Source organism: Kitasatospora sp. P5_F3 (assembly GCF_054049135.1).
The window spans coordinates 1-11,962 of the sequence record NZ_JBFUMY010000119.1 but is presented as its reverse complement, the minus strand read 5'-3'; the positions used below and the strand labels follow the sequence as shown (position 1 = coordinate 11,962).

Here is an 11,962-nt window from a genome sequence, read left to right as displayed (position 1 = left end):
GGCCCCGGTCGCGGCGTGCCCGCGGGCGGACAGCGCCACGCCGAACGCGCCCGCCAGGCCGATCGCGGGAGCGCCCCGGACAGCCAGGGTGCGGATGGCGTCGACGACCTGGTCCACGGTCTCCAGCCGCAGCACCCGGTGCCGCTGCGGGAGGGCGCGCTGGTCGAGCGCGATGACGGTGCCGTCGTCCCAGGTCAGCGACGGCTCGATGGCATGGTGAGACATGGCTCTCCGGCGGTGGGTGGTGGCGGACGGGTCAGTTGTCGCCGTTCCAGAGGTCGGCGTCCTCCGCCGGGGCCTGGCTGGCGTCGTTGCGGACCACGCCCCAGCGGCGTTCGGTCTCGCGGTGGATGTGCCAGATGTCGTCCTCGGTCAGCAGGACCGAGACGACGCCGGGGAAGGCCTCCTCGAAGTAGATGTAGGGCTCGCGGTTGTCGAGGTTGGGAGAGTGGTAGTCCAGGCTGTCGGCCATGCCGTGGTCGCGGGTGACCGGGGTCGCCGGGTGGTAGGTGAGGATGTTCGGGCTGGCCAGGTCGATCAGCTTCTCCTCCACCAGCAGGCCGACCTCGTGGATGGTCTCGTCGATGCTGGCCCGGGTCTCGCCGTCGAGGCCGAACAGGACCGAGGTGCCCAGCTGCAGGCCGTGCTCCTTCACCAGGGCGGCGGCCTCCCTGACCTTGTCGCGCCAGGCCGCGTCCTCGCGCCGGAGGTTCTTGTGGATGTTCACCATGACCTGCGTCGACATGCTCTCGATGCCGATGTAGACATAGGTGCAGCCGGCCTCGGCCATCTTCCGCAGGATCCGCGAGGACTCCTCCCGCCCGTGCAGCGCGACCACGGTGTCGACGGTCAGTTGGGCACCCCACTGCAGGTCACGGAGCCGTTCGAGGTCGTCGGCCCCGGCCAGGTGGCGGCGGTACCTGGGGTCGAGCTCCGCCGGATCGGCCCGGCGCAGGGCGGCGAGCTGCTCGCAGAAGGCCTCGATGTCCCGGTAGCGGCCGGTCCAGAACACCGAGTCGTCGAAGAACAGCGATTCGGCGCCGTAGCCGACGTACTCGCAGACCCGCTCGATCGCCCGGCTGGTCGCGTCGTCCTTGAACCGCCGGAGCGGAGTGAGCTGGGCGGACTCCGAGCAGAAGTTGCAGCGGTACGGACAGGCGTTGGAGACCATGAAGTGCGCGGTGCGGAGTGCCTCGCCGGTGGCGGGGTGGGTGAAGATCGGGAAGCGCGACCGGATCGCGAACGCCTCGTACGGGGAGGGCAGGGTGCCGAGGTCGAGTGCGGGGCCGCGCAGCGGGAGGATGTCCGGCACCCGGTCGCCGGCGAGCACGATCAGTGCGTTGCCGCGGCCCGGCCCCTGCTCGGCGAGCAGGCCCCGCAGGCAGGGCAGCACCTGGTCGCGGTCCACCCAGCGCCGGTCCAGGTCGGTCGCCAGCGCCAGCGCCCGCATCAGCAGGTCGACCGCGTGGTACGCCTCGCCGCTCACCAGGGCGTCCACCGTCCGGGCCACCTGGCCGGCCCGCATGACGGCCAGCGGGCTGCTCGGCCGGAGCAGCAGCGCCCCGCCGTCGGGTGAGCACACGGTGGTCTCGTCCACGTGCCGCCCGCCGAGGACCACGTACGCGTCCGGCACCTCGCGCTTGGCGAGTTCGGCGATCTGCAGGGCGTACCGGTGCCCGGGCGAGACGCTGCTGATCATTACCACCCGGGGCTGTACCTCACGCAGCAGCCGCACCCAGCGGGCCCGGGCGGTGTCGTCCCAGACCCGTGGGTCGAAGACGGTCTGGTCGGTGTTGGGGGCCACGCCGTACGTCCGGTAGCCGTCGCCGCCGACCGACAGGCGGTACTTCTTGGCGGGGAACCTGGTCCACTCCGGTGCCAGATCGGTGTAGTGCGTGGACTCCGCCAACGGGCCCGCGTCGTCGACGGCCCGGTGCACGGCGAGGCTCAGTGCCGCGTAGAGGCACATCGGGTCGCCGGGGTAGGTGATCTCACCCTCGGACTGGGTCATCACCGGCGCCAGCACCGAGAGGACCGGGAAGTACCGGGTCTCGGTCCGCCCGTCCGCCAGGTCCTCGGACAGCCGACGTCTGCGCGCCAGTCGGCGTTCCTGGAACGCCTCGGCGTCCGGGGCCTGCGCGGCCCGGTGCGTCCGGGATTCGATACTTCCGCTGTACACGTCCTCGACAGCCTGCGTGGCCACCAGTCCTCCGGATTTCCCCGTGGATACCATCGGTTCTCGGTCTCGCTTCGTCACGCCGTCAGCCCCGGCCGGTCCGCCGCAGCGCGTTGTCCATGCGGGTCAAGGTCTCCTCCAGAATCCCGGGCGAGGTCCCGAAGTTGAGCCGCACGAAGCCCTCGCCGCCCGCTCCGAAGGCCGGGCCGGAGAAGAGCAGCACCCGGGCCTCGTCGCGGAAGAAGGGCATCGGGTCCGTCCCGAGCCCGAGGTCCCGGCAGTCCAGCCAGGCCAGGAAGGTGGCCTCCGGGGTGCGGCAACGGATCCCGGCGGGCAGCCGGTCCGCCAGCAGGCGCCGATTCCGCTCCAGGACGGTGTGCACGTCGGCCAGCCAGGCGTCCCCCGACGTCCAGGCGGCCTTGAGCGCCTCGACCGCGAGGACCCCGACCTGTCCGAACAGCAGCCCGCGGTGGGCGTCGACTGCGGCGCGCACCTCGGGCGGCCCGATGTGCGCCACCGCGCAGCGGATCCCGGCGAGGTTGAACGCCTTGCTGCCCGAGGTGAGGGTGACGGTCCGGGCGGCGATCTCCGGGCCGAGCGAGGCGAACGGGATGTGCCGGTGCGGAGCGTGCGTCAGATCTGCGTGCACCTCGTCGGAGATCACCAACAGGTCCAGGCGCAGGGCCAGTTCGGCAAGCTCTTCCAGCTCCGTGCGGCGCAGTACCCGCCCGGTGGGGTTGTGCGGGTTGACCAGGAAGAGCACCCGGCACCGGCCCGCCGCAGCGGCGGCGGCCCGCTCCATCGGCCCCGGGCCGAACTCCGGTCCGCCGTCCGTCTCCTGGACGGGGACGGTCAGCGGACGCCGGCCGGTCCGCTCGATCACGTCCACGAACGGCGGGCAGGCAGGGGTGTGCCCTCGCCGAGCGGACCGCCGTCGCTCTCGTCGAACCAGACCGGGTAGCCGAGGTCACCCCTGGCCCGCCGGACCACCGCCTCGGCGACGGCCGGCGCGACCGGGAAGTCCATGTCCGCGACCCAGGCGGGGATGATGTCCTGGCCTGCCGACGCCCACTTCTCGCCGTCCCGCTGTGCCAGCACCGCCGGGTCGAGGAGTTCCAGGTCCGTCGGCGCGATGTCGGTGGTCATACCGAGGCACGCTTGACGATCACCGGGAGCCGGCGCGGACCGAGCGCCCCGGGCGCCGCGAAGAACTCCGGCGGCTGCGACTCGTCCAGCCTGATCTGCGAGAACCGGTCGAACAGGATGTCCATCGCGAGGCGGGTCTCCAGCCGGGCCAGCGGCCCGCCGAGGCAGAAGTGGATGCCGTGCCCGAAGCTCAGGTGCTGGTTCGGCTGGCGGGCGGGGTCGAAGCGGTCCGGGTCCGGGAAGTGCTTCTCGTCCCGGTTGGCCGCCGCCAGCCAGAGCGCCACCATCCGCCCGGCCGGGATGGTCAGCCCGCCGATCTCCACCTCCTGATTGGTCATCCGGGTGAGCTGGGTGAAGGGGGTCCGGCAGCGGAGCACCTCCTCGATGAACCCGGTGGAGCGCTCCCGGTCGGCCCGCAGCGCCGCGTCGACGTCGGGGTTCTCGTGCAGCGCGATGATCGCGTTGCCGAGCATCAGGGTGGTGGTGATGTGGCCGGCCAGCAGGAGGATCGCCGAGAACGACACCACCTCCTCGTCGTCCAGGTGCTGTCCGTCGACCCGGGCTCCCACCAGGTCGCTGATCAGGTCCTCCTTGCCGTTGCGGCGCCGCTCCCGGACGTGCTCGTGCAGGTACGCGATCATCGGTGCGGCCGCGGCGTCGATGGCCTTGGGGAGCTCCGGGTCGAACGCGGTGTCGAAGCTGAGCGAGAACATGTCGTCGGCCCACTTGCGGAACAGGTCGCGGTCCGAGCCGGGTACGCCGAGCAGCTCCGCGATGACCGTGATGGGCAGCGGGTAGGTCAGCCGCTCCGTCAGGTCGAAGCTGTCCTCGTCGCCGATGTCGTCCAGCAGCTCGTGGATGATCTCGGCGATCCGACTGTCCAGCAGGGTCTTGGTCCGGGCCGCGAACGCCTGGTTGAGCAGCGAGCGCAGCTCGCGGTGGCGGGGCGGGTCGGTCTGCACCAGGTTGCCCCGGCCGAAGGTCTGCAACGGCATGATCTCGCTCATGTCCGAGCGGAAGGTGGCGGTGTCCAGAAGCGCGCGCTGCACCTCGGGGTAGCCGAACAGGTGGTACACCTGGGTTCGCTCGTCGAGGAACGCCGGGCTGCGGTGGCGCAGTTCGCGCAGGTAGGCCCAGAGCTCGGCGCCGCCGTCCTGGTAGGAGGGCAGGACGAGGCCGGTCGGCTGATCGGTCATGAGTGAGGTCCTTTCGCATGGGCGCGGGCGGACAACTTGTGTCCCCAGGTCCGCTCGAGATTGGCGATGACGTCCCTGCCGTGGATGCAGACCGCCTGGTCGAGCGCGTAGGTGGCCATGTACCGGCGGAACGCGTCCACCGGCTCGACGGCCGCCCGCAGCGCTCGCCGGTTGGCGCGTACGCCGACCGGCCCGCAGGCCAGGAACTCGTCCACGGCGCGTTGGACGGCCGGTTCCACCGACCCGCGCGGCACGACGTCGGAGACCAGCATCCGGCCCTCCGGACTGTCGGCCGCGATGTCGCGCGAACCGAAGATGATCTGCCGGGCGAGCCCCTCGCCGACGAACCGCGGCAGCCGCAGCACGCCGCAGCCGGGCACGATGCCCTCCCGGCCGGCCGGCAGGTTGACATATGCGGCGGCGTCCGCGACCACCCGGTCGGCGACCAGCAACATCTGACAGCCACCCCCGATGGCGAATGTGTCGACGGCCGCGATCCACGGCTTTTCCCGGCGTTCCGCCAGTTCGTCGTCCGGGCCGCCGCCGGTCGGGTGTCCACGAAATATCTTGTGCAGGGCTCCGAGTTCCCGATTCAGGAAGAATTCGACCAGGGAAATGCGGCCCTCGTAGAGCGCACTCAGATTGATTCCGGCGCCGAAGATCCGCTGTCCCGCCCACTTGGGATGCTCGACGGGGGCGCCACGGAGAATTCCGACCTCGATGGCGTCGTCCAGCAGGACGAGATCGACCGCGAACTCCAGGGCGGTGACGGTGTCGTTGTCCTCGGCATTGAGGACCTGGTGGTTCCGGAAGGTGACGTGCCCGGCGCTGCCCACCCGACGGACCTCGACCGGCCCCAGGTCAGCCACGCCGGTGGCCCGGAAGGCATCCAGCAGGGCGAGCGCCTGCGGGGTCGGCTCGGTCATGGTGTGGACCAGGTGCCGACCGCTCTCCGGGTGCCGCAGCACCTCGGAGAAGAAGATGCCCAGGTCGATCTCCAGGCCGTCCTTGTGCCGCTGCGGCTTGATCGCCTCCCGCTTCAGCCGGCCCTGGTCCGGCACCAGGCCGGGGAACGACTCCGCCGCGAGGGCGGCCAGTTCGGCGAGCCGCAGCGACCGCAGCCGACCGTCCGTCAGTTCCTCGTAGACCGCCGCCGCGTTCCGACGCATGAACGCCCGGCGCAGCTTTCTCGCGTCCTCCAGGGATTCGGCGGCCCGCCGCCGCTGCCCGGCCGAACGCTCCGGCAGCTCCGGCAGCGCGTCGAGGCTTTCCTGAAGTCCACCGAGCCGGTGCTCCATTTTTTTCCGGTCGGCCGCCGACGGTCCGTCGACGCCCCCCGAGGTCTGCAGCAACTCCATGATTCCTCAGCTCCTGCTGCCGATCCGCTTCCGTGGAACCTGTTCCGTGGCCGTAGGAATCGTGTCCCGGACCGTTTGTTGCGGTCAATTGCCTTGGCAGCTTGCTGACAGCAGCCCGGACGACTCGGGATGGCCGGGTTCTTATTGGCCACAACGAAAGGAGTAGCCATGACCAATCCATTCGATGACGAAGACGGCCGGTTCCTGGTCCTGGTCAACGGAGAAGGGCAGCACTCGCTGTGGCCGGCGTTCGTGGAGGTCCCGGACGGCTGGACCAGCGTTTTCGGAGAGGAGACGCGACCGGCGTGCCTGGAGTACGTGGAGCAGCACTGGACGGATCTACGCCCGCTGAGCCTGGTCGCGCGGATGGCCGGACCGGCCTCCTGAGCCCAGTTGTCGACAACAGCGACTGGAGAAGGTCTCGTGGTCGGTGAACTCACCGAGGGCACGGGCGGCGCACCCCGCGCGCGCGATGCCTGGATACGCAGGTACACCCGACCGGGGGAAACCGTCCGGGCGCGCCTGTACTGCTTCCCGTTCGGTGGCGGCGGTGCATCCGTCTACCACCGGTGGGGCGAGACGCTGGACAAGGGCGTCGAGCTCTGTGCCGTCCAGCTACCGGGGCGGGAGGAACGCCTCGGCGAACCCCTGCTGCGGACGGTGGACGAGGTGCTCGACGCCCTTCTCCCGGTGCTCGCCGAGGAGACGGAGGACGCGGACGTGCCGTTCGCGTTCTTCGGCCACAGCATGGGCGCCCTGCTCGCGTTCGAGACCTGCCGCAGGCTGCGGGCCGAGCGCGGCGTCCTGCCGGCGCACCTGTTCGTCTCCGGCTACCCGCCGCCGGACCGTGTGGTCCGGGCCCGGACCCTGCACACCCTGGGCGACCGGGAGTTCGTGGCGGCCCTGCGCGAGACGGACGACCAACTCGACCGGGTGCTCGCCGACCCGGAGCTGACCGAACTGTTCCTGCCGATCCTGCGCGCGGACTTCCGGCTCTGCGAGATCCACCGGCACCAGGCCGGGGAGCCGTTGCCCTGCCCGGTCACCGCCTTCGGCGGGACGGGCGACCCGATGACACCCAGGGGCGCGCTCGACGACTGGCGGCGGCACACCACCGGGCCGTTCCGGGCCCGGATGTTCGACGGGGGCCACTTCTACCTGCGCGACCGGGAACAGCAGTTGGTCCGCCTGGTCGGGGACGGTCTACGCACGCTCCGCCCCGGACCGGCCGTGCGTCGGCCCGCCCCCGGGCCGGCCGTGCCACCCCGGCCCGCCCCGGAACCGTTCGACATCGATCGGGCCCGCCGGGAGACCCCGGGGGCCAACCGGGTGATCCACTTCAACAACGCCGGTGCCGCGCTCATGCCGGTCCCGGTGGTCGATGCGATGACCCAACACCTATGGGCCGAGGCTCAGTTGGGAAGCTATGAGGCGGCCGAGCGGGCAGCGCAGGCCGAGCACGGGGTCTACGACTCACTGGCACGGCTGCTGAACTGCGACGCACGGGAGGTCGCCTTCACCACCGGCGGTTCGCATGCCTGGAACCACGCCTTCTACTCGGTACCGCTCAAGCCCGGCGACCGAATTCTGGTCTCCGCCGTGGAGTACGGCGGCAACCACCTGGCGCTGCTTCAGGTGGCCCGGCGCACCGGTGCCGTGGTCGAGCTGATGAAGAACGACGAGCACGGCCGGATCGACGTGGAGGCGCTCAGACGCAGCATGGACGACCAGGTCCGGCTGATCGCCGTCACCCACGTGCCGACCCACGACGGCCGGGTCAACCCGGTGGCCGAGGTCTGCGCGATCGCCCGCGAGGGCTCCGCGATCTCCCTGGTCGACGCCTGCCAGTCGGTGGGCCAGATCCCGATCGACGTGGCGGAGATCGGCTGCGACTTCCTCGCCGCCAGCGGTCGCAAGTACCTGCGCGGCCCGCGCGGCACCGGCTTCCTCTACGCCCGCCTGGACCGCGTGCAGCAGGTCGAACCCGTCACGATCGCCCTGGACGGCGCCCGGTGGCTCGGCGGCAACCGCTACGAGTTCGCCGAGGGGGCCCGCCGTTTCGAGAGTTGGGAGGTGAACACCGCCGCCAAGATCGGTCTCGGGGTGGCGGTGGACTACGCACTCGACTGGACGGTCGAACGGGCTTCGCGGCGGATCGTCGAGCTCGCCGCCGAGTTGCGCACCGCCCTCTCGGCCGTGCCGGGCGTCCGGGTGGTCGACTCGGGCCCCGTCCTCAGCGGTTTGGTGAGTTTCGTGGTCGACGGCCGCGACCACATGGCCGTCCGCGAGGCGATGCTCGCCCGTGGGGCGAACGTCTGGGCCTGCCTCGCCCACACCGCTTGCGTGGACATGGCGTCCCGTCGGCTGCCCAGCGTCCTACGCGCCTCGGTGCACTACTTCAACACCACCGACGAGGTGGCCCGGTTCTGCGACCTGATCGACGAGGTCGTCCGCACCCTGTCGCCCTCGGTGGTCTGACGGCCGTACCCGGCCGCCGCCCCGCCCACTTCTGTCTTCGTGCTCCGGCATTTCCAGGGGGAGTCCTCGATGTCCGTTCCCGGTTTGGCGCCTGTCTCCAGCTCCGGCTTCCGTCCGCTCTCCGCGGCGCAGCTCGGTATCTGGCTCGCACAGCAACTCGACCCCCGGAGTCCCGTCTTCAACATCGGCGGCTATCTGGAAATCTACGGCGCCGTCGACGAGCAACTGTTCGAGACGGCCCTCCGGCAGGTGATCGACGAGACCGAAGCCGTCCGGGTCCGCTTCCACGAGCGGTCCGGCCAGCCGGTCCAGGAGATCGTCAGCACGTTCGCCCACCCCGTACTGACCACGCTCGACGTCAGCGGCGAGGAGGACCCCCGGGCGGCGGCCGAGGCGTGGATGCGAGCGGACATGAACACCGCGGTCAGCCTGACCGACGGTCCACTGTTCACCCAGGCCCTGTTCCGGGCGGCGCCCGACCGGCACTTCTGGTACCACCGCTACCACCACGCCGTGGTCGACGGGTACGGGGTGTGGCTGATCGGCCGCCGCCTCGGCGAGGTCTACACCGCCCTGGCGACGGGCGGAGCACCCGGGCCGACCCCGTTCGCCCCGCTCGACACGGTGCTCGGCGAGGACACCGAGTACCTCAAGTCGCCGCAGTACGAGCAGGACCGCGAGTTCTGGACGCACCGGCTGGCCGACCGCCCCGAGCCGATCGCGCTGGGCGGGCGGATGGCGGCGGCCTCGCACGGCTTCCTCCGCCAGGACGACCTGTTGCCCGCCGAGGACCTCGACCGGCTGAAGGAAACCGCGGCCAAGGCCGGCGTCAGCTGGTACCGGGTCGTGCTCGCGGCGTTCGCGGCTTACCTGCACCGGATGACGAACCGTCAGGACGTCCTGCTGAACATCCCGGTGACCGGCCGCACCACCGAGGTGGGCCGGACCACCCCGTCCATGCTGACCAGCGCCCTGCCGCTGCGGGTCCGGGTGCGGCCCGACATGACGATCGCGGACCTGGTGACCCAGGTGTCGCAGGAGACCTCCGCCACCCTGCGCCACCAGCGCTACCGCTACGAGGAACTGCGGCGCGAGCTGCGGCTGTCCGACGGCGGGCCGGTCATGCTGGGCCCGACCGTCAACATCATCCCGTTCGCCGAGGAGCCCCGGTTCGCCGGCGCGAAGGCCGCCCGGCGCACCATATCCACCGGCACCATCGACGACCTCAAGGTCACCGCCTACGAGCACCCCGACCTCGGCGGCCTGCAGCTGTACATCGAGGCCAACCCGGCGGTCTACGGCGAGGCCGATCTGGCCCGGCACCGACGCCGCTTCCTGGCCCTGCTGGCGCAGGTGGTGCGCCAGGAGCCCACCGCCCTGGTCGGCGGGCTGGACCTGCTGTCACCCGAGGAACACGCGGCCTTCACCCCGCCGCAGGACACCGGCCGCCCTGCCGCGGCCAGGGCGGCGACCCTGCCCGGGCTGTTCGCGGCCCAGGCCGCCCGCACCCCGCAGGCGATCGCCCTGACCGACCCGGAGCGCGGAACCACCGTCGACTACGCCCGGCTCGACCGGGATTCGGACCGGCTGGCCCGGCTGCTGGCCGCCCGCGGCGCCCGCCCCGGGCAGGTCGTCGGCGTCGCGCTGCCCCGGCGCGCCGAGCTGATCACCGCGCTGCTCGCGGTGCTCAAGACCGGTGCCGCCTATCTGCCGCTCGACCCCGGCTACCCGGCCGACCGGCTCGCGTACATGGCCGGCGACTCGGCCGCGGCCCTGGTCGTCACCGACCTCGACTCGGTCGGTGCGCTGGCCGGCCTGGGCGCCGAACCGGTGGTGCTGGACGCCCCGGAGACAGTCCGGGCGCTGGCCGACCTGCCGGCCGACGGGTTCCCGGAGTCGGCGGACCCCGAGGGTCCGGCCTATGTGATGTACACCTCAGGCTCCACCGGCCGGCCGAAGGCCGTCATGGTGACCCACCACAACGTGGTGCGGCTGTTCGGCACCACCGCCGGACTGTTCGAGTTCGGCCCCGAGCAGGTGTGGACCCTGTTCCACTCGGTCTCCTTCGACTTCTCCGTCTGGGAGATGTGGGGTGCCCTGCTGCACGGCGGACGCCTGGTCGTGGTCGGCCATGCCCTGAGCCGTTCGCCGTCGGACTTCCTCGAACTCCTCGCGGCGGAGGGCGTCACCCACCTCAGCCAGACCCCGTCGGCGTTCTACCAGCTGATCCAGGAACAGAACGAGAACCCGGCGGTCGCCGGGCGGCTGGCGCTGCGCACCGTCGTCTTCGGCGGCGAGGCGCTGGAGCCCGCCCGGCTGGCCGACTGGTACCGGCTGCACCCGGCGGACGCCCCGCTGCTGGTCAACATGTACGGCATCACCGAGACCACGGTGCACACCACCTACCTCGCGCTCGACCCGGCGACCACCGGCGACCGGAGCCTGATCGGCCGCCCCCTCCCCGATGTCCGGGTGTACGTCCTGGACGGGGCGTTGCGGCCGGTGCCGTGGGGGGTGGAGGGTGAGCTGTACGTGGCGGGCGAGGGTCTGGCGCGCGGGTACGTGGCGCGGTCGGGGCTGACCTCGGAGCGGTTCGTGGCCTGCCCGTTCGGGGCGGCGGGCGAGCGGATGTACCGCACCGGCGACCGGGCACGGCTGCGACCCGACGGCTGCGTGGAGTACCTCGGCCGGGCCGACCAGCAGGTCAAGGTCCGCGGCTTCCGGATCGAACTCGGCGAGGTCGAAGCCGTCCTGACCCGCCACCCCGGGGTCGCCCAGGCCGGAGCGAGCGTCTACGAGGACCCGAGCGGCGGCCGCCGCCTGGTGGCGTACGTGCTGCCGACCGCCGGGCATGCGGTGGAGGCCGCAGAGCTTCGGGCGCACTGCGGGCGACTGCTGCCCGAGCACATGGTGCCCAGTTCCTTCACCTGGCTGGACACGCTGCCGCTGACGCCCAACGGGAAGCTGGACCGCAAGGCGCTGCCCGCCCCGGTCTTCAACAGCGGCGCCCAGTCACGCGGACCCCGCTCGCTTGAGGAGGAGATGCTCTGCGGCATCTTCGCCGAGATCCTGGCGGTCCCCCGGGTCGGCATCGACGACAACTTCTTCGAACTGGGCGGCGACTCGCTGCTGGCGATGCGCGTGGTCGGCCGGGCCCGGTCCCTGCTGGAGCTGGAGCTGCCGATCCGGGCCCTGTTCCAGTCCCCCACCGTGGCGGGCCTGTCCGGCTGGCTGACCAGCAGCGAGCTCGAGCGCCCGGAGCTGGTGCCGCGCGAGCGCAGTGCACGTATGGAACTGTCCTTCGCCCAGCGGCGGTTGTGGTTCCTGCACCGCCTGGAGGGCCCCGGCGCGACCTACAACATCCCGCTCGGCGTCCGACTGCGCGGCCCACTCGACACCACCGCCCTGCAACAAGCCGTACGGGACGTCGTGGTCCGCCACGAAGCCCTCCGCACCGTATTCGGCGAACGCGAAGGCGAACCCTTCCAACACGTCGTCGACACCCACGAACTCACCATCCCCTGGGAACTCACCCAGGCCACCGACGACCTGACGGACCGTCTGATCGAAGCCGCCCGCTGGCCCTTCGACCTCTCCACCGAACTACC

Annotated in this window: 8 protein-coding genes and 1 pseudogene; 3 read left to right on the top strand and 6 right to left on the bottom strand. The window is 71.4% G+C overall.

Annotated features, from left to right (window positions below):
- The 6 genes and pseudogenes from ACXJMZ_RS35035 to ACXJMZ_RS35010 form a co-directional block, all read right to left on the bottom strand.
- Positions 1-225, bottom strand: a pseudogene (locus ACXJMZ_RS35035) (bifunctional S-methyl-5-thioribose-1-phosphate isomerase/methylthioribulose 1-phosphate dehydratase); the annotation flags it as partial.
- 31 nt (positions 226-256) lie between these two features.
- The gene (locus ACXJMZ_RS35030; RefSeq protein ID WP_457034057.1) at positions 257-2,203 is read right to left on the bottom strand and encodes a B12-binding domain-containing radical SAM protein; all 1,947 of its coding nucleotides are present in this window, start codon (positions 2,201-2,203) and stop codon (positions 257-259) included.
- A 58-nt stretch (positions 2,204-2,261) separates the two neighbouring features.
- A complete protein-coding gene (locus tag ACXJMZ_RS35025) occupies positions 2,262-3,065 on the bottom strand; it encodes an aminotransferase class I/II-fold pyridoxal phosphate-dependent enzyme (RefSeq protein ID WP_457034056.1) in 804 nt (267 codons plus the stop codon).
- A complete protein-coding gene (locus ACXJMZ_RS35020) occupies positions 3,056-3,322 on the bottom strand; it encodes a hypothetical protein (protein WP_457034055.1) in 267 nt (88 codons plus the stop codon). Before ACXJMZ_RS35020 ends, ACXJMZ_RS35025 begins: the two co-directional genes overlap by 10 nt.
- The gene (locus tag ACXJMZ_RS35015; RefSeq protein ID WP_457034054.1) at positions 3,319-4,518 is read right to left on the bottom strand and encodes a cytochrome P450; all 1,200 of its coding nucleotides are present in this window, start codon (positions 4,516-4,518) and stop codon (positions 3,319-3,321) included. The genes ACXJMZ_RS35020 and ACXJMZ_RS35015 overlap by 4 nt, the downstream gene beginning before the upstream one ends.
- A complete protein-coding gene (locus ACXJMZ_RS35010; RefSeq protein WP_457034053.1) occupies positions 4,515-5,876 on the bottom strand; it encodes an enoyl-CoA hydratase/isomerase family protein in 1,362 nt (453 codons plus the stop codon). The genes ACXJMZ_RS35015 and ACXJMZ_RS35010 overlap by 4 nt, the downstream gene beginning before the upstream one ends.
- A gap of 168 nt (positions 5,877-6,044) precedes the next feature.
- Here ACXJMZ_RS35010 and ACXJMZ_RS35005 point away from each other — a divergent pair, with 168 nt between their 5' ends.
- The 3 genes from ACXJMZ_RS35005 to ACXJMZ_RS34995 all read left to right on the top strand — a co-directional run.
- On the top strand, positions 6,045-6,263 hold the full coding sequence (locus tag ACXJMZ_RS35005; protein ID WP_457034052.1) for an MbtH family protein: 219 nt from the start codon (positions 6,045-6,047) through the stop codon (positions 6,261-6,263).
- 36 nt (positions 6,264-6,299) lie between these two features.
- Positions 6,300-8,354: an aminotransferase class V-fold PLP-dependent enzyme gene (locus ACXJMZ_RS35000; protein ID WP_457034051.1), complete on the top strand. Its 2,055-nt coding sequence runs from the start codon at positions 6,300-6,302 to the stop codon at positions 8,352-8,354.
- 69 nt (positions 8,355-8,423) lie between these two features.
- Positions 8,424-11,962 (top strand): amino acid adenylation domain-containing protein (locus ACXJMZ_RS34995; RefSeq protein ID WP_457034050.1); only part of this gene is annotated, 3,539 nt, incomplete at its 3' end.